General features: G+C 45.7%; 21 protein-coding genes and 1 tRNA gene. 5 read left to right on the forward strand and 17 right to left on the reverse strand.

Translation table 11 applies throughout. From position 1 onward, the window contains the following. Positions 1-94: 94 nt before the first annotated feature. Positions 95-529 carry a CoA-binding protein gene (locus AB4111_RS15665; protein WP_124116073.1) on the reverse strand — a complete coding sequence of 145 codons (435 nt, stop codon included), beginning with the start codon at positions 527-529 and terminating at the stop codon, positions 95-97. A 59-nt stretch (positions 530-588) separates the two neighbouring features. After that, the gene (aroA, locus tag AB4111_RS15670) at positions 589-1,884 is read right to left on the reverse strand and encodes a 3-phosphoshikimate 1-carboxyvinyltransferase (RefSeq protein ID WP_442032291.1); all 1,296 of its coding nucleotides are present in this window, start codon (positions 1,882-1,884) and stop codon (positions 589-591) included. Positions 1,885-1,990: 106 nt separating this feature from the next. Between aroA and AB4111_RS15675 the strand changes: the two genes are divergently transcribed. Further along, positions 1,991-2,296, forward strand: a complete 306-nt coding sequence (locus AB4111_RS15675) for a rhodanese-like domain-containing protein (RefSeq protein WP_017687407.1) — start codon at positions 1,991-1,993, stop codon at positions 2,294-2,296. Positions 2,297-2,426: 130 nt separating this feature from the next. Here AB4111_RS15675 and AB4111_RS15680 read toward each other — a convergent pair whose 3' ends face one another. Next, positions 2,427-2,936, reverse strand: a complete 510-nt coding sequence (locus AB4111_RS15680; RefSeq protein WP_442032292.1) for a shikimate kinase — start codon at positions 2,934-2,936, stop codon at positions 2,427-2,429. A 376-nt stretch (positions 2,937-3,312) separates the two neighbouring features. Further along, on the reverse strand, positions 3,313-4,722 hold the full coding sequence (gene gndA / locus AB4111_RS15685) for an NADP-dependent phosphogluconate dehydrogenase (protein WP_124116071.1): 1,410 nt from the start codon (positions 4,720-4,722) through the stop codon (positions 3,313-3,315). A 262-nt stretch (positions 4,723-4,984) separates the two neighbouring features. Here gndA and AB4111_RS15690 point away from each other — a divergent pair, with 262 nt between their 5' ends. After that, positions 4,985-5,590, forward strand: coding sequence for a suppressor of fused domain protein (locus AB4111_RS15690; RefSeq protein WP_442032293.1), 606 nt, complete (start codon positions 4,985-4,987; stop codon positions 5,588-5,590). Positions 5,591-5,696: 106 nt separating this feature from the next. On the opposite strand, the gene AB4111_RS15695 is transcribed toward AB4111_RS15690, so the two are convergent. Continuing rightward, the gene (locus tag AB4111_RS15695) at positions 5,697-6,296 is read right to left on the reverse strand and encodes a hypothetical protein (RefSeq protein ID WP_442032294.1); all 600 of its coding nucleotides are present in this window, start codon (positions 6,294-6,296) and stop codon (positions 5,697-5,699) included. 295 nt (positions 6,297-6,591) lie between these two features. Beyond that, a complete protein-coding gene (locus tag AB4111_RS15700; RefSeq protein WP_442032295.1) occupies positions 6,592-7,887 on the reverse strand; it encodes an MFS transporter in 1,296 nt (431 codons plus the stop codon). A gap of 176 nt (positions 7,888-8,063) precedes the next feature. Between AB4111_RS15700 and AB4111_RS15705 the strand changes: the two genes are divergently transcribed. Further along, entirely contained in the window at positions 8,064-9,539 is a 1,476-nt protein-coding gene (locus tag AB4111_RS15705) for an aminotransferase class I/II-fold pyridoxal phosphate-dependent enzyme (RefSeq protein ID WP_253442690.1), read from the forward strand. 219 nt (positions 9,540-9,758) lie between these two features. Here AB4111_RS15705 and AB4111_RS15710 read toward each other — a convergent pair whose 3' ends face one another. The 6 genes from AB4111_RS15710 to AB4111_RS15735 form a co-directional block, all read right to left on the reverse strand. Then, complete coding sequence (locus AB4111_RS15710) at positions 9,759-10,076, reverse strand: DUF1292 domain-containing protein (protein ID WP_036614722.1); 318 nt, start codon at positions 10,074-10,076, stop codon at positions 9,759-9,761. Between the two features lie 97 nt (positions 10,077-10,173). Further along, complete coding sequence (locus tag AB4111_RS15715) at positions 10,174-10,728, reverse strand: copper amine oxidase N-terminal domain-containing protein (RefSeq protein WP_253439155.1); 555 nt, start codon at positions 10,726-10,728, stop codon at positions 10,174-10,176. A gap of 199 nt (positions 10,729-10,927) precedes the next feature. Then, complete coding sequence (locus AB4111_RS15720; protein WP_253439158.1) at positions 10,928-11,128, reverse strand: hypothetical protein; 201 nt, start codon at positions 11,126-11,128, stop codon at positions 10,928-10,930. Between the two features lie 74 nt (positions 11,129-11,202). Next, the gene (locus tag AB4111_RS15725) at positions 11,203-11,382 is read right to left on the reverse strand and encodes a hypothetical protein (protein WP_036614724.1); all 180 of its coding nucleotides are present in this window, start codon (positions 11,380-11,382) and stop codon (positions 11,203-11,205) included. Positions 11,383-11,493: 111 nt separating this feature from the next. After that, positions 11,494-12,060: a YdhK family protein gene (locus AB4111_RS15730; protein WP_442032296.1), complete on the reverse strand. Its 567-nt coding sequence runs from the start codon at positions 12,058-12,060 to the stop codon at positions 11,494-11,496. A gap of 175 nt (positions 12,061-12,235) precedes the next feature. Continuing rightward, a complete protein-coding gene (locus tag AB4111_RS15735) occupies positions 12,236-12,655 on the reverse strand; it encodes an organic hydroperoxide resistance protein (protein WP_124116066.1) in 420 nt (139 codons plus the stop codon). 304 nt (positions 12,656-12,959) lie between these two features. Here AB4111_RS15735 and AB4111_RS15740 point away from each other — a divergent pair, with 304 nt between their 5' ends. Continuing rightward, the gene (locus AB4111_RS15740) at positions 12,960-14,123 is read left to right on the forward strand and encodes a chromate transporter (protein ID WP_442032775.1); all 1,164 of its coding nucleotides are present in this window, start codon (positions 12,960-12,962) and stop codon (positions 14,121-14,123) included. 216 nt (positions 14,124-14,339) lie between these two features. Here AB4111_RS15740 and AB4111_RS15745 read toward each other — a convergent pair whose 3' ends face one another. The 5 genes from AB4111_RS15745 to AB4111_RS15765 all read right to left on the reverse strand — a co-directional run bounded on the left by AB4111_RS15745 (position 14,340) and on the right by AB4111_RS15765 (position 19,011). Next, entirely contained in the window at positions 14,340-15,026 is a 687-nt protein-coding gene (locus tag AB4111_RS15745; RefSeq protein WP_442032297.1) for a hypothetical protein, read from the reverse strand. A gap of 2 nt (positions 15,027-15,028) precedes the next feature. After that, complete coding sequence (locus AB4111_RS15750; RefSeq protein ID WP_442032298.1) at positions 15,029-16,027, reverse strand: hypothetical protein; 999 nt, start codon at positions 16,025-16,027, stop codon at positions 15,029-15,031. After that, positions 16,014-16,289 (reverse strand): hypothetical protein, encoded by a 276-nt coding sequence (locus AB4111_RS15755; RefSeq protein WP_442032299.1) that lies wholly within the window; start codon positions 16,287-16,289, stop codon positions 16,014-16,016. The genes AB4111_RS15750 and AB4111_RS15755 overlap by 14 nt, the downstream gene beginning before the upstream one ends. Positions 16,290-16,538: 249 nt before the next feature. Continuing rightward, the gene (locus AB4111_RS15760; RefSeq protein ID WP_442032300.1) at positions 16,539-18,752 is read right to left on the reverse strand and encodes a M1 family metallopeptidase; all 2,214 of its coding nucleotides are present in this window, start codon (positions 18,750-18,752) and stop codon (positions 16,539-16,541) included. 186 nt (positions 18,753-18,938) lie between these two features. Further along, positions 18,939-19,011: transfer RNA gene (locus AB4111_RS15765), tRNA-Val, on the reverse strand. A 144-nt stretch (positions 19,012-19,155) separates the two neighbouring features. On the opposite strand from AB4111_RS15765, the gene AB4111_RS15770 reads away from it, so the two are divergent. Beyond that, positions 19,156-19,413 carry a hypothetical protein gene (locus tag AB4111_RS15770; protein WP_442032301.1) on the forward strand — a complete coding sequence of 86 codons (258 nt, stop codon included), beginning with the start codon at positions 19,156-19,158 and terminating at the stop codon, positions 19,411-19,413. The last annotated feature ends 121 nt before the right edge of the window (positions 19,414-19,534 follow it).

Genomic DNA, 19,534 nt, shown 5'->3' on the forward strand with positions numbered 1-19,534 from the left:
AAAATCCCGTCAACTTCAAAGTTAACGGGATCTATCCTGCAATCATTCAATTGGTCAAATCAGGAGATCAATCGATCTCAGGTGAACGGGCCTCTCAGCCGCGTCCAGCGCCGCGCAGAACGATGGAATCCTCTACCTTGATACAACGATTCGTTACCGCTGTCATGCCGTTCTCTGCCGCAATCTGAACCGCCTCATCACTATGGATGCCAAGCTGAAGCCACAGGACATTTGCTTTGATGGCAGCGGCGTCACGTGCTACATCCGCGCAGAACTCATCGCGACGAAACACATTGACGATGTCTACTGGCTCTGGAATATCTGCAAGCGTAGCATATACCGTCTCTCCAAGGATTTCACCTTGCACCTGTGGATTAACCGGAATGATGCGATAGCCTCTGCTTTGCATGGCTTCGGCCACCATATAGGAAGTGCGATCCGATTTGTCTGATAAACCGACGACTGCGATGTTGCCTGCCTTGCGCAAAATTTGTCCAATTTCTTCACGAGTAGGATTGTTAAATTCCATGTTCAAGCACCATCCTTTTCTGATTAAAGTGCGTGTTCAAAAGACTGATTCTCAGTTATTTACTCTTTTACCCATTGAACCGAGGCGCCAAGCGCCTGCAAATGATCGAAATATTGCGGATAAGACTTGGCTACATGGTGTGCATCACGAATACGAAGCGGTTCCTTGGAACGCAGACCAACGACTGTAAGCGCCATAATAACGCGATGATCGAAGTGAGCGTTAATCTCAACGCCGCCTTCAACACCTTCCGGACGTCCGTGTACGATAATCTCAGCTTGACGCTCTTCGACGTTCGCTCCTGCCTTCCGCAGTTCGTTCAAGTAATCGGTGATTCGGTCACATTCCTTGTAACGCAGGTTCTCTACATTATAGAACCGAGACGTGCCTTCCGCAAACACAGCTGCGGCTACCATAGCCAAAACGGCGTCCGTTGCGGCATCCCCGTCGAATTCGATCGCTTTCAGTCTGCCATTACCTTGAACGTGTACGACATCATTCTCATGTGTCAACGGCACTTCCATCATGCGCAGAACGTCAACGATGGCACGTTCGCCCTGTTTGCTCTGCTCCATCAGGCGCAGAATTTTCACATCAGACTGTGTAACCGCTGCTGCTGCAAGAACCGCTGCTGATCCAGGATAATCCCCTTGTACCGTATAAGTCGTTGGCTGGTATGCCTGTCCACCTGGTACATGGAAGGACATGTAATCATCACTTGCATGGATAACGATGCCTGCCTGCTCCAGCACTTCCAGCGTCTGTCCGATAACGACCTTGGACTTCAGGTCATTCAGCACTTCAATGGTGCTGTCTTCTGCAAGCAAAGGCGTAACAAACAACAATGCGCTCAGATATTGGGAGCTGACGGAGCCGGATACACGAATGTGTCCACCCTTGGCATTGCCACCTTTGATGGTAATCGGCAAGCGTCCTTGTTCGTGCTGTACTTCTACACCCAGTTGGCCAAGCGCATCGATCAGGTCATCATGCGGACGTTTGCCCAGCGAATCCGGGTACGTATTTACAAATGTAACGTCAGGGCAGAGCGCTGTAACTCCCATCAGGAAACGAAGTACAGCACCCGCATTCCCCACATTCAACTCACGCACATCACGGGGATGACTGCCGAAGCCCTTGATCACAATCTTGCTGTCGTCTTCTTCAAGTACTGCCCCAAGATCACGAATACATCTGCGCATGGCGTCACTGTCTTCACTGTGTGCCGGGAAATGAATGGTACTTGTGCCTTCGGCCAGCGCAGCAGCCAGCAAATAGCGGGTAGTGTAGTTTTTGGAGGACAGAGCCCCGATTTCCCCGTTCAGAGTGGGGGTTGGTTTAACAATAACGTCCATGGATGAAATTCTCCTTCATTGATTATATTGTGGCCAAATTGACATTCCATGCATCGCTTGGGTATCATTATAGGCGTTAAGTCCATACAGAAAAGAGGACCTGAATATGACACAAATAGCTGAAATTGAAACGTCTGAGCTTCGCCGCCGTTTACAGGCGGGAGAGAAGCTGCAGATGATAGACGTCCGCGAGGACGATGAAGTCGCGCAAGGCATGATCGAAGGAGCCAAGCATATCCCGCTTGGACAGATTCCGGACCGACTGTCTGAGATTGAGAAATCAGGCGAGATCGTGATCATCTGTCGTAGCGGTTACCGCAGTGAGCGTGCATGCGAATATCTGCAGCAACTGGGATATGAAGGCTGTACGAACATGGTCGGCGGTATGCTTCAGTGGCAACAGGAAGACTAGAGTAACCCGGAGAGAAGCGAAATCATTTGTAACCTTTAACTTCTACTCCACTCTTAGAAACGGGCCAAAATGGCCCGTTTTGTTATATCTGCCACCATCTTTCATCCATCAAACTTCGATGATAACAAGCTTAGACGCGGTAATGCGCTAAAATTAAACAAGTCACTTCAGCAGCGGATAACTCGGTTGTATCCACCGTATAATGTGCGAACCGGTATGCGTCTTTCCGTTCTTCCATAATGGCCTTGATGCGTTCCTCTGTATTGCCTGCAAGAAGGGGACGATTGTCACAGCCGCTAACACGTTCCACAATCACTGCCGGATCAGCAGTCAGAGCAACAACCCAACCATTTTCCAACATCACGTCACAATTATCTGAACGCAACACCACGCCACCTCCGGTCGCTATGACCTGTGACTTTTTCTCCAGTACCGAACACAACACACGGCTCTCGGCATCACGGAAATACGTCTCTCCCTTGCCGATGAACAGTTCCGGAATCGTACAGCCTTCCTCTTTTTCCACCGCGGCGTCCACATCAATCAATCGGTAACCAAGCTCACGTGCGAGCATATCAGCGACGGTTGATTTGCCGGTTCCCATCATACCGATGAGAATAATATTGTTAGACTTGCTCAAGGTGTACACTCCTTTAATTCAAGCAATTCGTGAGCACTTTTGTCCTATCATAACACAGCCCTGCGGACTGGGAAAGACCATCTCCCAACCGACTTCCTTTCGACCATCCGTAGGTACTTCCAAGACAGATCAAGTAACTCCCAGCATCTAAGCCTACGTAAGATCTCAACCTCAAACAGTTTTGAGCCCCCAAACTTTTCAATCCGTAACTCTTCAGCAACCTGACGAGCCCCAATAAGCTTATTTACGGTAAAAAAAGAGGCCTAGCGTTAACCGGCAATCACCGGAACGCCAAACCTCTTTTAAGCCTCTTAGCAGGGCAAATCTGCCACTTTAAGGCGCTCAACCCAAATCTCATCGATTCGTATAGGTGGTACTACTCCATCCAGTTGTGGTGGAAGCTGCCTTCTTTGTCCACACGTTTGAACGTGTGAGCACCGAAGTAGTCACGTTGTGCTTGCAGCAAGTTTGCTGGCAAACGCTCTGTACGGTAGCTGTCGTAGTAAGACAATGCACTGGAGAAACCAGGTACTGGAACACCTTGTTTTACAGCAGCCGCTACAACTTCACGCCATGCGCCTTGATAAGACTCAACGATGTTTTGGAAGTAAGGATCCAAGAGCAAGTTTTTCAGAGCTGCGTCCTTATCATAAGCTTCCTTGATGTTTTGCAGGAACTGCGAACGGATGATACAGCCACCGCGGAAGATCATGGCGATGTTGCCGTATTTCAGATCCCAGCCATACTCGTCGGAAGCAGCACGCATCTGTGCAAATCCTTGTGCGTAGGATACGATTTTACTTGCGAAGAGGGCTTTACGCACGCTCTCAATGAACGCTTTTTTGTCGCCAGAGAATGCTTCAGTCGCTGGTCCACTCAGGATTTTGCTAGCTGCTACACGCTCGTCTTTCATCGCAGACAGGAACCGGGAGAATACGGATTCTGTAATCATGGACAATGGAACGCCGAGATCCAGCGCACTTTGGCTTGTCCATTTACCTGTTCCTTTTTGTCCAGCTGCGTCCAGAATAACGTCAACCATTGGTTTGCCTGTTTCTGGATCATATTTGGAGAAGATATCAGCTGTGATTTCGATCAGATAACTATCCAGCTCTCCTTGATTCCATTCCGTAAAGATCGCATGAAGCTCTTCAACGGAAACGTTCAATACGGATTTGAGCAAGTGATACGCTTCACCAATCAACTGCATATCTCCGTACTCAATACCGTTATGCACCATTTTCACATAGTGTCCGGCACCATCAGGTCCAATATATGTACAACATGGATCGTCACCGACTTTGGCCGAGATCGCCGTCAGGATCGGTTCAACCAGTTTATAAGCACTTTCCTGTCCACCAGGCATGATGGAAGGGCCTTTCAGTGCGCCTTCTTCACCACCGGATACACCTGTACCGATGAAGCGAATGCCTTTGTCTTCCAACTCTTTGCTGCGACGTTGCGTGTCAGGGAAGTATGCGTTCCCTCCATCGATGATGATATCACCCTCATCCAGGTGAGGAAGCAGTTGTTCAATGGTAGCGTCGGTCGCTTTGCCGGCTTGTACCATGATCAAAATTTTGCGCGGGGATTCCAAAGATGCTACGAACTCTTCAATGGAGAATGAGCCTGTCAGGTTTTTACCTTCAGCTTCTTTCAGAAGATCATTGGTTTTCTCCGGGGAACGGTTATACACCGATACTGAGAAACCTTTGCTTTCAATGTTAAGGGCCAAATTTTTGCCCATGACAGCCAGGCCAATTACGCCAATTTGTTGTTTTGTCATCTGGTCCTCCATCCTTTGCTCCAATTAATTTTATTGAAATAAATTCTCAACAATACTCCCATTTTAACGGTTTTATGTATAGAAGTGAACCCCGGTGCACAGCTATCCAATGAGAAAACACCCCAATCTGCTGAGGTGTTCATCGTATTTTCATAAATACAGCGGGGATCGCTCTGTCTCATACCAAAGTAATCCAATATTGTACATCTGATGGTATAATCATATCCATTGAACCTGGACTCAAAAAGGAGGAGCATAACACGTGGCATGGGAACAGCTTTCAAAGCAAGAACAATTTTCAATGGATATTCGCAGAACCTTTTTGTTGGGGGCTTATATCAATGAATGGGGTATGCCAGAGCGCAGAACCGTTCTTTCGAAGCCGAACCGAGGCATTCATATCGAAATTTATTATTTCCCTCCCACCGCGCATGCAGACATCGCCAGATTCGCAACGGTCGGATTGTCTCAGGCATGTCGTCCTTCAGGGGAGAAGGTCGCTTCGGAGTGGATGCTCGCGCTGCAATCCAACCTCGGTGGTGAGAATGTGGAGCGTGTGAACACCTATATGGCCGATCTGATCTCCCATCACATCGAAAATGTACCGGATTCAACGGTTCCGCGTGTAATGACACCGAGCGAATTAGCACCCTCCAGTTGGACTGTAACTGCCTTTCTCCTCGATGAATTGCGAGGTGAAAGCGAATCCTTGGAACAGATACACGTAGGCCATGAAACGATTCCGTTACTATGGGCCATCCCCATCACCTCGTATGAAGCCAATCTGCTGCTATCCGCGGGATTGGATGAATTCGATGCCTTCATCGAAAGCTCGGAATACTCTATCATTGATCCATGTCGTCCATAATGCCCTCTACATACAAATAAAGCCCTGGCTTGCGCCAGGGTTTTGATATGAGTTGATGTTATTTTTCGAGAGCAGTTTTCATTCACCTTCAAGCGTTAACTGTTCCTCAACCTTCCAACATTAACAGATGTCCGGACAGTTGTTTTAAGACTTCACGACAAGCATTTGCTTTGTCTACATGATCCATCTGTATGGCAGTGTAGAGGCGCTCCAGTTCATCGTCCACTTCCATGCGCAACAACATGAGTCTTTCCTCGCCTTCACGCGAGAGGAACATTTCTTCCATCTCTTCCGCCGTCGGCGCAGGTTCCTTTTGAAATATCACACGCTGTTTGAAACCGGAAACTTCCACGAGCCGAATCACTTCACCGAATAAAATGTTCTCAACAGTCATCTGCTGATCCTTAAACCGCTTCACAACTGCATGCCCGCGTGTATCTCCAATCAGCTTCTCCAGCCATTCTGCAAGCTTTGCGTCCTTAATGATGTAGTCCCCTGTCATCTTATAGTTCCCCGTGCGTGTCTGTTGAAAGCGGAGCTTTACCAGCTTGCGGCCGGTCCGGACTGACAGTATAAAAAAGGATTCGTCCTCGCTCCAATATAGTGAATATCCCTCACGAATAAGGTCTCTGATCAAATTTTGGATATGCCGACGGTTGAACCGCAGCTCCAGATTGCAATATTCAACTTCATAACTCTTATTCACGGCACTCCCTCCATCTGTACCGGATCTGCTCCGGCCCTCGTCTTCAATCGCTTCTACTCAATCGGCTTACCCTATTTTATACTTCATTTTATGTAAGGGTACTTGGTTATTTGACTATTTTTCACCGAAAGGACCGCAGCATTACAGCTTTCCGCAAGCGCACAGGGGCAAGCCCCCGATTTTCATGTTATAACATTCCAAATGCTGTTAACTTCTATGGCGAGATGGATAAACCACCACATCAAAAAGGGAGCTCCATAACCATTACGGTTGATGGAACTCCCTTTTTTCTATCTTATTTGGCTGGAGCGGTGCGAAACGGATTACGGGATAACACAAAGTGTACTACGGCAAGTCCTGCCATGACGATGGCACTGCCAATGAATGGAGCTGGATGGCTAACGTGGTCCCACAACAATCCAGAAACAATTGGACCTACAACCATGCCTGATCCCTGCAAAGTGAGGAAGAATCCCCAGATCGCTCCGCGCTCCCCTTTGGGAATCAGTGTGGCTACAAAAGCATTCCAGGCGGGCAGAATCATGGCATAACTGACGCCCACCAGCATAACAACACCAAACACTACCGGAATGGATGTTATGGAGGAAAATGCGAACAGACTTGCTGACGCCATCAAAAAACCAACGTTCAGGAACGGTTTCGTACCAAACCTGTCTACCATTTTACCTACAGGCAGTAAGGCAATAACGGTTATTCCACCCCCCGCAATCAACAACAAACTATACAGGTTGGGTGAGATATGCAGGTCTGTGCGGGTATATAGCGTGATTACTGGACTCAGCAGCCCAATGACAAATGACTGCATAAACAAGGCAGGATACACCAGCGGATTAACATTAAGCGTGCTGCGAACCCGCTGCAGTGTGCCCTTCACACTCTTTTGCAGCCGAATGAATGGCGTGAGCAAGTTCGGTTTGGCTGGATATTTCACATCTAGATTCTTCGCCGCTTGCTCGGCATGCTCCTCTCCTTCGATAATGACACGTCCAGGAAGAATCATGGCCACCAGAATAACGAGAATGGCACAACCCATCAACACAAGAAATATGGTGCGATAATCATGATGCGTACGCTCCAGCAACCAGTTCATGCCGACTGGTCCAAGGCCTGTACCGCCCAGAGCGGCCATCTCCAGCGCCCCCATTGCTGTACCATTCTTGTTCTGTGGGCCTGACATCGCAGTCACCCCTGTCATGGCGCAAGGCCATAGCGGTGACGTACCGATGCCAAGAATTAGACAGGCCATGGCCAGTCCAACGGCACTTTTGAGAAAAAGGATCATAATAACAGCGATTAAGGTACAGATTAGTGCTGTGACCATCGTTGCGCGGAACCCGATCCGTTCTGCTGCCCAGCCGGAAGGCGCCCGGAACAGATTATCTCCCAGATATTGAAGAGCAAACGCCACACCAATGACGCCTGCAGACAGACCCAGAATATTGTCCATATACACGGGCAAAACGGCTACCAACAGGGCTCCTTTGATAATTTCAACTAGAAAAAGTGTCAGCCACATCGCGATAAAAAATGGTGATCGCAAAATTTTGGCTGGTTTTGTATCAGTTTGCATTCTTTTTCCCCTTTCGGCGTTCATTTGCCTATTCCCTATCCTTAGTGTAACCGTGGGGAATGTGCCCAAATCTCGGCAATTTAAAAAATTGTCGATTATACTGTTGCATTCGGTTCTTAATTTGCTATACTCATCTTTGTTTACCAATTTTATTAGGAAGGGTTGTGACAGCAATAATGAATCACCACCGTACGCCGCTGTTTACCGCTTTAAAAAATCATGCGGCACTCAATCCGGTACAGTTTCATATTCCGGGCCATAAAAAAGGATTGGGAGCGGATACCGAATTCCGTGAATTTATTGGCGATAATGCCTTCTCCATAGATTTGATTAACATCGCACCGCTGGATGACCTGCATCAGCCAACCGGTGTCATTCAGGAAGCACAGATTTTGGCAGCAGATGCCTTCGGAGCCGATTATACCTATTTTAGTGTACAAGGCACAAGCAGTGCCATTATGACCATGATTCTGTCTGTATGCTCACCGGGTGACAAAATTATTGTACCCCGCAATGTGCATAAATCGGTTCTGTCCGCCATTATTTTCTCAGGCGCCAAACCCGTATTTGTTTCTCCTTCACAAGATGCCAATCTTGGTATTGACCATGGAGTGACTACACAGTCCATCCGTCGTGCACTTGAGCGTCATCCGGATGCCAAGGCATTGCTTGTCATTAACCCGACCTATTACGGTGTGGTTACTGATCTGAAAGAGATTGTTGAGCTGGCACACAGCTATCAAGTCCCTGTGCTTGTTGATGAAGCACATGGCGTACTCATTCATTTCCATGAGGATCTGCCATTGTCTGCGATGGCAGCAGGTGCCGATATGGCTGCAACCAGTGTTCACAAGCTTGGTGGCTCCATGACACAGAGTTCCGTACTCAACCTGAACACGAAGAATGGATTCGTGAATCCACAGCGTGTACAGACGATCCTGAGTCTGCTCACCTCAACATCAACTTCATACATTTTGCTTGCTTCACTTGACACATCCAGACGTAACCTGGCACTCCACGGTCGTGAGATTGCACAGAAGGCGATTGATCTGGCCGATTTTGCCAGACGTTCGATTAACGATATGGATGGACTGTATTGCTTCGGTAAAGAGCTGCTGGGTACAGAAGCAACCTTCAATTACGACCCAACCAAAGTAACCATCCATGTTCGTCATCTGGGCATTACAGGGTATGAGACAGAGAACTGGCTGCGTGAGCATTACAACATCGAGGTCGAACTTAGTGATATGTATAATATTCTGTGTCTCATCACGCCAGGAGATACGGACGACAGCGTGGATATCTTGCTGAACGCTTTGCAGGATCTCTCCCGTACCTATTATCAAGTGAACCCGGCCCATGAACTGGTAGTCAAAGTTCCGGATATTCCACAGTTGATGTTGACTCCACGTGATGCATTCTACGGTGATACCGAAGTGATTCCGTTTAAGGAATCCGCAGGACGTATTATCTCAGAATTCATCTATGTCTATCCGCCAGGAATTCCGATCCTGTTACCGGGTGAGGTTATTACCCAAGAGAACATTGACTACATCATCGATCATGTCGAAGTTGGATTGCCTGTCAAAGGACCCGAAGATCGCAGCGTAACCAACGTTAAAGTGATCGTGGAAGCCGATGCCATTTTCTAAAACCCCTAGCGCTGAGCAGGGATAAACTTGAAGGGCCAAGCCTTACGCTTGGTCTTTTTTTATTTTGTCGGACAATTCATTTTATCGGACAAGTGAGTTTGCATTTTCCCGTCTATTTCGTCGTTCAAACCGATCATACATATGCTCGTCCACCTCTTAAGAACGAACAAAAGGCCCCCTGAAATCAAGGAGCCTTCGTGTTATGTTCCAAAAGAATGACTATTCTTGTGATGCAACGAGTTCGTTGTAAGCCGCTTCAACGCGGTTCCACTCTTCTTCGTCTTCAATATTGTAGAGCACCATTTCCTCGTCTTCTTCTTCCATACGCAGGATGATGCCGTCAGCTTCAGGATTGTTACGTTCCAGCAGGAGCGCATAAACATGCTTCTCCACGTCAAACGTCTCCACCAAAACCATCTCCACGTCTTGGCCGTTCTCGTCTGTTAATGTGAGAAGGACTTCTTCATGCTCGTGGTCGTGGTCGTGGTCTTGCCCGCATCCGCAGCCATCGCCGTGTTCATGTGTGTGATCGCTCATTGAAATACCTCGCTTTATAAATAGAAATTGTGTAACCTTGCATATCGTAACATGTTCAATGACCCAGGTCAATTTAACTCACAGGGTTATTTCCGCTTCAATCATTCAGCGCTGTAATGATTTTCTCCGCTACCAGGACGTAGCTGCTGTTTGCATTTTCTTTAATATGAAAGCCGACTTGATACTTGCCGGCACGACTGAAATCGTACGTAAAATCGTAAGTGCGGAACCAGAAGTTATCCTTCTGTGTCGTAAGCTCCTGTGACTGGATATCCTTCACCTGACCGCTTGGATTGGTAATCGTTACTTTCACCGCAGCTACATCTGCTGTCAGACTGTCCACTTGTGAAAATACATTGAATTTCAACTTCCCTACGTTAACGTTGCCAAATACAGTGTCTCCCTTGAAGAGAAAAATATGTACATTCGGTTTGATCACCGTTACTCTCTTGTTACTGCTATCCCACTTGACGACGCCTCCGGCTTCCCTTACAGGTACATAGGTCGTTCCATCAATGAGATAACCTCCATCAGCTGCTTCCTTGCCGTTAATGAGAACACGAATCTTCTCGTTCACCGAATCTGCAAACAATAGAGACCCGCCGAGCAAGGAGAATACCGTGACACAAAGCAATACTCGTTTCCATTTCATCCCGTCAATATTCCCTCCCCTGCTGCTAGCTGTTGTACATTTATACTGTAGATTCATCCACAAAGTTGCGCTGTTTTTCATCATTTTTCATTTTTTATCCAGAATTTTTTCCACCCCTTGGAATGCACAAATAGAGGCACTCCTCATTAAAGGATGCCTCTGTTCTATTATTGTTATAATTACGGAATTATACGAAGAGTTATGATGAAGTATGGCGGGTCAGGATACAGGGAACGCCCTTGCCTATAGCCCCATCAATTCGCATCCGCGCTGCGTAATCCATGCCTCGTGTACATGGTGTTTTACATCTCTCGCATACATCGGAAGTGACCAACTTCATGGACACCCGAATTTTGTCACTCTTTAATGCGGGAGCTTTCTTTCCCTTTGCTTTTGCCATCCCGGATTCCCCATTTCCCCAAGTGCTTACTGATGTAATGCATCATATGGGGATTTGCCCAGTTGTGTGCCTATTTAAAAAACGTATTTAAATAATAAAAATATGACCAGGAGGATGCCTCCGAGAATGAGCCAGTTGCTGATTTCATACCAAATGCCCTTGCCTCCGGATAGGTATTTCTGTTCATTCTCCTGATGACGCTGACGGTGTGTATCCGTCTCAGAACCATGGGGTGGTTTGCTAAAATCCATCATAAGTTCATTCCCCCTTTCAGCAGTTTTGTTTAATCTTAATACCATTATAACCCATAATTGAGTATGAATTTGATTTTTCTGTATCAAAAGGGCTGTTTGATGCAAATGGTTCTATTGGATAGCAGATAGTTCTTCTTCTGTGACCCATTTGTGGTTTTTTATCGAATCTCCCCCTGTTGTCGGGGTGTAATCTACCATATATACCGTTGTCTGTTCAGCAGACTCAATTGTGGCCTTGGCGCCCTTCATTCCTTTCATGTGATCAGCGCTCAACAGCACCTTAGAACCTACCGCATACGATTGATCCGTATGATCCTGTATTTCCTCATGAATAACCCATTTATGATTCTGCACGGGATCTCCACCTGTGGTTGGGGGATACGTCACTGCATATACCGTGGTCTCATATGCTCCAACGATCTTTGCTTTCGCACCCTTCATGCCCGACATGTGATCAGCACTCATCATCGCCTGGCTTCCTATTGGAAAGGTGGGATTGCTTTTCTCCCGCAGTCCTTCCGGTAGCTCTCCCGATTCAGAATGGTGCATCTCACCTGCGGTGGCTGTATGACTGTCATCGTTACTTTCAATAGTCTGCCGAGTCTCCTTGCCACATCCACCCAAAATCAAACTGCTTGCGATCAATATAGTCGATATAGTCAGTAAGTACTTTTTCATGTTTTGCACTCCTTTAATCTATTTATATCTTCATTATACCCCCTATAGGTATATTACAATCATTATTATTTTTTTCTGGGCAAGGCGCATCTTACAACGGAGCAAAATAATACAAAAAAGCCTCCGATTTCTCGGAAGCTTCTTATCAAGAACAAATCATTTCTGTGATTACGCCTTACGCCAGTTCCACGTTAACATTCACGTTCCCTTTAATTCCTTTGGAATATGGGCAGTAGTCATGAGCAAGTTTCACAAACTTCTGTGCTGTCTCCTCATCCAGACCAAGAATTTTAACTTCCAAATCGACTTGAAGCTTCACACCGTTATCCTCAGGATCCGTCACCAACATGACGGTTGCAGCTACAGTACTTCTTTCAATTTCAACTTTGTGTTTCTTCAATTGAAACTCCAGTGCGGAGTTAAAACATGCACTATACCCTGCTGCAAACAACTGCTCCGGATTCGTAGCTGTCGTCACTTGTCCTCCGAGTTCAGGCGGTGCCGCAACATCCAACATAAACACGTTATCCGGGGATTGTACGATTCCTTGACGTCCACCTGTATTGATGACTGTTGTTTCATATAATGTTTTCATTTGTGAAAACTCCTTTAGTTAATTAGATTTATTTTGACTAAATTTCGATTTCTCTTGTATCGCTAACAATTACATTTTACACAATTTAATTGTGTATGTAAATAGTTATTATTAAAAAATAATACAGTTTAATGCTGCGTTTAAATGAATAGCGATGATGAGGATTATAATTGTAGTCATCAGTAGAGGAGATGTGCCCTTTCTTAACTGTCATCCATCAGATTGCCTAAGTCGAACTTAAGGAGGAATAACACGTTTGGAGAATAATTCATTTCTATCCCCGGACAAGCCCAAACATAAATCCATGACACTCTATGAAGTGTTGGCTGTATCCACCAAACTCGGCCTGACTTCATTTGGAGGACCCATCGCTCATCTTGGTTATTTCCATGAAGAATATGTTCGCCGTAGAAAATGGATGGATGAACGAAGCTATGCAGATTTAGTTGCGCTATGTCAATTTTTGCCTGGACCTGCCAGCAGTCAAGTCGGGATTGGAATTGGTATCATCCGAGGCGGATTGCTGGGGGGACTGATGGCTTGGCTTGGTTTTACACTTCCTTCTGTCATTGCGTTAGTCTTGTTCGCTTTTCTTCTGCAAGGATTTGATATCAGCAGTACTGGCTGGATTCACGGTCTGAAAATTGTTGCTGTAGCTATTGTCGCTCAGGCGATATTGGGCATGGGGCAAAAACTAACTCCTGACCGCTATAGGGCAACCATCGCTATCTTTACTGCAGCGGCGACTCTTGTGTGGCAGACTGCGTTCACTCCAATCCTTTTTATTGTTATTGCAGGCGTGATAGGGATGGTTCATTTTAGTAAAATGACCGAGTTTAAAACAGTAGACTTGTCTGTCCCTGTGAATCGTAACTTGGCAATCGTCTGTTTGGCTACGTTCTTTGGAATCCTGATTCTTCTCCCGTTACTCACACCCTTTGATCGTTCAGGGTGGCTGTTATTCTTTGATAGCTTCTACCGTTCAGGATCACTCGTATTTGGCGGAGGGCATGTTGTACTTCCGTTACTTGAACGTGAATTCGTCCCTGCCGGTATGATCAACAAGTCCGATTTTTTGGCGGGATATGGAGCAGCACAAGCTGTACCCGGACCCTTGTTCACCTTTGCCGGTTATTTAGGAGCGATGATGCGTGGCATTCCAGGAGCTTTGGTTGCAACGATCGCTATCTTTTTGCCAGCTTTCCTTCTGATCGTAGGCGCATTGCCCTTCTGGAATTCTTTATGCAAAAGCTCGAAAACTCAAGGAGCATTACTCGGAATTAATGCAGCCGTTGTAGGTATTTTGTTGGCGTCGTTGTACGATCCGCTTTGGACAACTGCGATCCTGACTCCTGTTGATTTTGCACTGGTATGCATGTTGTTTTTAATGCTCGTTTTTTGGAAAGTGCCACCGTGGATCGTTGTCGTTGCTGGTGCAGCAGGCGGTACAATGATGAACCTTCTCTAAATAAAAAAGGTACCCAAACACTGCACTTCTTTTTCAAAGCGTCCGTGTTTAGGTACCCTATTACTGCCAGTAAGTTATTGACCGATCCATGCAAATCATCTATTTTTTCTCTTTGTCATTCCAATTCAAGTTTCGCAAATCCCAGCTTGGCGTAGTATGTTGCTACTCCCTTCCAATCACGCTCCTTGTTCGTCTTCAGACTTCTCCCCAATTGGATTAGTTACTCCAGATATCCACTTTCATCTGTGCACATTTGAAATACTTGGCCTCAGCCTTGCTTGTGGTGAGTTTCAACAGACATTGCAATTCTCCATGTTGGAACAACCCACCACTCAGGTCAGCAGCAACACCTCCATACTGATCATCCGCACCAAGCCACACGGAAGGTCTTTCGAACCCCGCCGAGAACTGTAACCCGGTGCAGAGCAGCACCGTCAGGTTCTTTCGATTCTGCGCCTCATCTCCCGCCACACCTTGGGTGGTGAAGAAAACCATGTTTTGCTTAAAATCCGTGTACGTTCCATCTGCTTTATAGGCTCGGACCATACCATACTTCTGATTAACGTTATGAAAAAAGGTGATGCCGGCCTTACTATCCTTGGATTTAATGCCAACCTGAACTGATATTCCAATATTCCCGTTTAATTGTAGCGCTTCCAAAGTGATTGCAATTGCTGTTACTTTCGAGCTGTCAATCAGATGTTTCATTTTCAACTCTGCCGTCGCTCCTGCCGTGGCTGGTGTTGTAACTGTTATGGTACCTCTATCGGGCAAAGGCTCAAACGTAGGGGTGCCCACCACCTCCACCCAATCCGGTAACGTTCCGTATAGAAAATCGGCTACAAGCTGTTTGTGGACCTTTCCAAAGGGCACAATCTGACCCGCTGCATCACGTATAATCATCTCTACACCCCCACCGAATAGGCTACACCGATATTATGATCGGTATTGTAATACACGTACACTACACCGTCCATAACGGACACCATCAAGGATTGCATGTTGGTCGTTTCCCAATTCAATGCCGGAAAATATATATCTGAAGGTTTGTCCAACAGTTGACGGAAGTCTGCGCTGATCTTGGCAATGGCAGGCCGAGCTACAGTCGTAACCCCACCTGAAGCATAAGCCGATAACATGCCCAGCCACCACATGCTCCCTTTGTACATAAATACACCGGCATTGGGTCTCGAAATATTTTCTTCCGCTGATAAAGTCGCATCATTACCGCCCATTAATGGTCTTGGATCAGCTAACCAGCTACGTCCGTCATGAGAATGCCAGATACATTTACGGCCAAAGTCACCGCCGCCCATTACCGAGAAACCGATCCATTTGCCACCATTTCTAAAACACGAGAAGTAACCGGTATGACCATCACCTGGGAACCCGGGAGGTTTGTCCAAAATCAAACCCACTCTTGTCCAGTTAATCATGTCTACAGAGGTTGCAAGTGCCGTCGATTGATTGATCCCAAGTCCGTTTTGTTGATAATACATGAAGAATAATTGTTCTTCATCGTTCCAGATCACAAATGGCGTTTCCGTCGAATTCCCAACCACAGTATCAAGGTACACCTGTCCGTGTTTGGTCCATGGTCCTGTCGGGCTGTTGGAATACGCAAGTCCAATTCCACCTATACGATTATGGTTGGTAGAATACGTAGCATAATAATCTGCTTTCGCATCAGGGATAAGCCCCTTCACTTTGATCGCCCGAAACCAATAGATCGATTGCAAACCCGCCATTGCAGCGGTATATATAGGATTGTCCATTTTTTTATCAAATTGAGGCGTGTACATCCGTCTGGATTCTGCATCGCAATAATCATAAGGCGCAATGGCCCTGTTGGCCTTCATCGCTGCATCGAGTGCTGCCTGAGCAATATTTTCAGTCATAGACATGAGAACTCAACTCCTTCGTGAGCAGGGTATTACCATTTACCGGTCGTGAATATAAACCATCCGAAGTGTCCTTTAATAGGATTGAAATATTAACAACATTACCCTCATTCGAAGCTGACTCTCGAGTAACACGAATGATAGGGCGAATAATTCTAGCACTATATGAATACGCTTTCATTTTAATCATTCCTTTATTTCCTTTACCGTTGCAATCAGCCATTGTCCCTTTCATTGGTACGCCCGGATAATGTTGATCCTTCATATTAATCCCTCCTATTGTTTTCTCCCGATAAGTATATTCATGAAGTTACCTTTCTGTTAAAGCATTATGCCCATCTTGCAGCCTATTATTCTAAGTCTGGTTTTCATAACAAGACTAAACAGGCTAACCAATAAGAATTGGCTAACCTGTTTGAAGAAAGAACCTGCACTATAGATGTTTTGTTTTCTTAAGCAAGTTTTCTTGTGGTTTCGCAAGAGATAATATCCTCATATTTCTAAAACCCATTGCTTATTCCTCTGCAAAAAGTGAAGATAAGGGATTGGCTACTTTTTTATCGGATTGCTCCTTGCCTTGGTTATTCAATACATAGAACTGGTAAAAGTCGTTACTGAATCCGATAGACTCCTGTATTTTCGGCTTATAAGCTTCCAATGTTGCATCACTCAGATGATCCTCATTCCAGAAATAATGAAGCATCAATCGATTCTGGTTATAGGGATGTTTGATCACGTATGCACCAGCGGCGAGAGGTTGATTCATGGTATTCTTCCAAGGAAAACCTGTCTGTTTGGTCCGATCGATAATGTTGAATTTTAAAGCTTGTACCAATCCGTTTGAATTGGCATTGCCAATGACAATAAGGTTGCTGTTGCCGATCTCTTTTTTCATTTTTTGCTTCAGTTCCTTGCGATCCCGTACAACGTCGTATCTTATCCCGCTCATATCAAGGAATCCGGTCAACTGATGAACGATATCTTCCTGCTGTTTGGCTGCAAGTTTACTCACCTGATCACTGAGCACAATGGTTAATTCCTCGCCTTGAAGGACTTTGTCCATCAATCGATTCATCACTTCATAAGGCAGATTAGGGATCATACCCATGACAGCCTGATATTGCGCTTGTAAGATATCATGCACATATGCAGCGGTCTCTTCTTTGGATAATTGGAATTCCGGCTTTAAGACAAAATCAGGCTGATATAGGGCTGTTTGCATTTCTGTGCGCACTTCCTTACCAAGCACATCTTCAATGATCTGAAGAAGCCCCTCTATTGTTGCATTTTGATATACGTAGCGTTTGAAATATGTTCTCATCAATTCGTCAAATTCCTCTTCACCGACGGAACGGTATAGCTGATAGATCGCTTGTCGCCCCTTCTGATAATACAGCAGACTAGCCATTTCCCCGACTTCATCGTTTGTTGCCGCAATTGTCATATCTACAGGCCCAATATCAAATTGTATAGATCTGAAACCATTTAGCTTATCTCCCTGTTTCTCAGCAAAATACACCATGGAGAAATCGGCAAAGCCTTCATCCAGGAAGGATTCTGTCTCCGAGTTATTACCGATCAATGCATGGAACCACTGATGTGCTATCTCATGAACAAATGTTGTATCTTCTTCTGGAACCTTACCCGTTTGAATCTGTCCCATCTGAATGAGTCTCGCATACTCCACGGCAACGCCTTGTACATACGTCTCGACAATTCGGAACTCTGGATAAGGATACTTGCCGTATTTCTCACTATAAAAATCAATGACCTTGAATGCCTGATTAATGTACCGGTCAACCATCTTTTTCTTGGATGGATCATTGTTGAAATAATAGTATTCCACCGTCAGACCGTTATGGGTAGCGCGCTCCACTTGAAGATTAGGACTGGCAAAGAAAACAAACTCTCTCGTATTCTCGGCTACGGCAGACACAATCTTACGTCCATGTTCTGTACTATCTTGAGTGGTGATAGAGCCAGGCATGGCTACCTGATACTCCTCAGGCACATTAAATTGAACTTCAAAGTCCGACGAGGTGTAATAATCGCTCTCGAATGTTCGACTATACGGTGCCTTGTTCCACTGATGCTTGACCTCATCGTATACAGACATTACCGGGAACCAGTGTGCACCATTGATAATGTCCTTGTAATAGGAAACTCGCTGTGAGCCATAAGGTATATTCAGATGAAATTCTAGTTGGAATACTACAGATTCGCCTGGTTTAACGGGTTCTTTCAAATGCACGGTCAACGCTTGGTTTTCCTTATGGAAATCCAGCGATTGACTACCTGCTGTTACAGCCTGAATATCGATGCCACCCAGAAAGTCCTCCGGTTTTTTCTCCGGATGATCTTCACTAATCTGTTCATTGTTCTGTTGGTACATGCTCGCCTGTGTAGACTTGGACAGGTTCGCATCAGCATATGTATGCAGGACCAGCTGCTGAAGTGTATCCTTGCTTGTGTTGTGATACGTAACCTTCTCGCTCCCCTGGATCGTCATATCCTTCTCATTCAGCCGAGCTTGGATCTGGTATTGAATTGGGGCATGCTCCAGGGAGTCTTTCTGTGTGTTATGCATATTCGTAGATACAAGTGATGGGACTGCTTCCGCGGCAACAACCCCCATGTTGGCAAGTGGGCTTGTTGTCAGTATTAAGGCCAGTGTACCCGCGATTCCTACTCTCGCTAACTTTGATGTAACTAGACTTGAATAATTCATAAGTTCTCTCCTCTAAGAAGTGTCTGTTGATCTCAGAACCAAGTATAGAAGACGAACCTTACGCTGAATTTATGTTTTATTTAAGTTTTGTTTAAAAATAGGAGAGAAAATGAAGCACTCGGAAACGTATTCATGTTTGTATGTGAAAAAAGAAAAGAAGCCTTACATCGCAAGGCTTCCCGTGTATGATCTGTAGTGGGCTCGAACCACTGACCCCTACCCTGTCAAGATAGTGCTCTCCCAGCTGAGCTAACAGATCATGATATATAATTATTTCCCAATCAAGTAACAGTATCATATCAAGTAACCGTGTTCATTGTCAATGATTTATTTGGTTATAATTCACCCGAAATGGTGCACAATAAAGGAAAGATTACCATTTCTACAACGAGGTGAATTCCCTATGCGAAACTTAACAAAACGGTCAAAATCCAATACACATACATTTACCAAATGCTTCTTTCTCTTCGCTGGGCTTATGATTCTCATGACAACCGTTGCTGGTTGCGGCTTGGAGCGGGATGAACATACGGTTCAATTCCAACAGTTAAAACAACCCAATGAAAATGTTGAATCTCTGCCCGTCTGGCTGGACGTGTACTCCAAATCGGTAATTCAAGATGTATATTCTCCGCGAGGAAGCAGTGAAGTTTTGCCGTAAAGCTTAACAGGTGAATTATTCATCTTCATCCCACTTGCGCGAGTATGCTTTCTTCGTAACGTAATACAACAGAGTAATCATTCCCGCCGACATTAACAATGTAATGACCATGATGCCTGTC

It is taken from the genome of Paenibacillus sp. 2KB_22 (assembly GCF_052115745.1).
In the GTDB taxonomy this organism is placed as follows: domain Bacteria; phylum Bacillota; class Bacilli; order Paenibacillales; family Paenibacillaceae; genus Paenibacillus.

Bases quoted from the DNA above. Each gene is read 5' to 3' on its own strand.
- gndA (WP_124116071.1), bottom strand. From the start codon at position 4,722: ATGACAAAACAACAAATTGGCGTAATTGGCCTGGCTGTCATGGGCAAA.
- AB4111_RS15675 (WP_017687407.1), top strand. From the start codon at position 1,991: ATGACACAAATAGCTGAAATTGAAACGTCTGAGCTTCGCCGCCGTTTA.
- AB4111_RS15665 (WP_124116073.1), bottom strand. From the start codon at position 529: ATGGAATTTAACAATCCTACTCGTGAAGAAATTGGACAAATTTTGCGC.
- AB4111_RS15730 (WP_442032296.1), bottom strand. From the start codon at position 12,060: ATGAAAAAGTACTTACTGACTATATCGACTATATTGATCGCAAGCAGT.
- AB4111_RS15700 (WP_442032295.1), bottom strand. From the start codon at position 7,887: ATGCAAACTGATACAAAACCAGCCAAAATTTTGCGATCACCATTTTTT.
- AB4111_RS15720 (WP_253439158.1), bottom strand. From the start codon at position 11,128: ATGGCAAAAGCAAAGGGAAAGAAAGCTCCCGCATTAAAGAGTGACAAA.
- AB4111_RS15710 (WP_036614722.1), bottom strand. From the start codon at position 10,076: ATGAGCGATCACACACATGAACACGGCGATGGCTGCGGATGCGGGCAA.
- aroA (WP_442032291.1), bottom strand. From the start codon at position 1,884: ATGGACGTTATTGTTAAACCAACCCCCACTCTGAACGGGGAAATCGGG.
- AB4111_RS15770 (WP_442032301.1), top strand. From the start codon at position 19,156: ATGCGAAACTTAACAAAACGGTCAAAATCCAATACACATACATTTACC.
- AB4111_RS15755 (WP_442032299.1), bottom strand. From the start codon at position 16,289: ATGAAGGATCAACATTATCCGGGCGTACCAATGAAAGGGACAATGGCT.
- AB4111_RS15740 (WP_442032775.1), top strand. From the start codon at position 12,960: ATGACACTCTATGAAGTGTTGGCTGTATCCACCAAACTCGGCCTGACT.
- AB4111_RS15715 (WP_253439155.1), bottom strand. From the start codon at position 10,728: ATGAAATGGAAACGAGTATTGCTTTGTGTCACGGTATTCTCCTTGCTC.
- AB4111_RS15705 (WP_253442690.1), top strand. From the start codon at position 8,064: ATGAATCACCACCGTACGCCGCTGTTTACCGCTTTAAAAAATCATGCG.
- AB4111_RS15750 (WP_442032298.1), bottom strand. From the start codon at position 16,027: ATGTCTATGACTGAAAATATTGCTCAGGCAGCACTCGATGCAGCGATG.
- AB4111_RS15760 (WP_442032300.1), bottom strand. From the start codon at position 18,752: ATGAATTATTCAAGTCTAGTTACATCAAAGTTAGCGAGAGTAGGAATC.
- AB4111_RS15725 (WP_036614724.1), bottom strand. From the start codon at position 11,382: ATGATGGATTTTAGCAAACCACCCCATGGTTCTGAGACGGATACACAC.
- AB4111_RS15745 (WP_442032297.1), bottom strand. From the start codon at position 15,026: ATGATTATACGTGATGCAGCGGGTCAGATTGTGCCCTTTGGAAAGGTC.
- AB4111_RS15735 (WP_124116066.1), bottom strand. From the start codon at position 12,655: ATGAAAACATTATATGAAACAACAGTCATCAATACAGGTGGACGTCAA.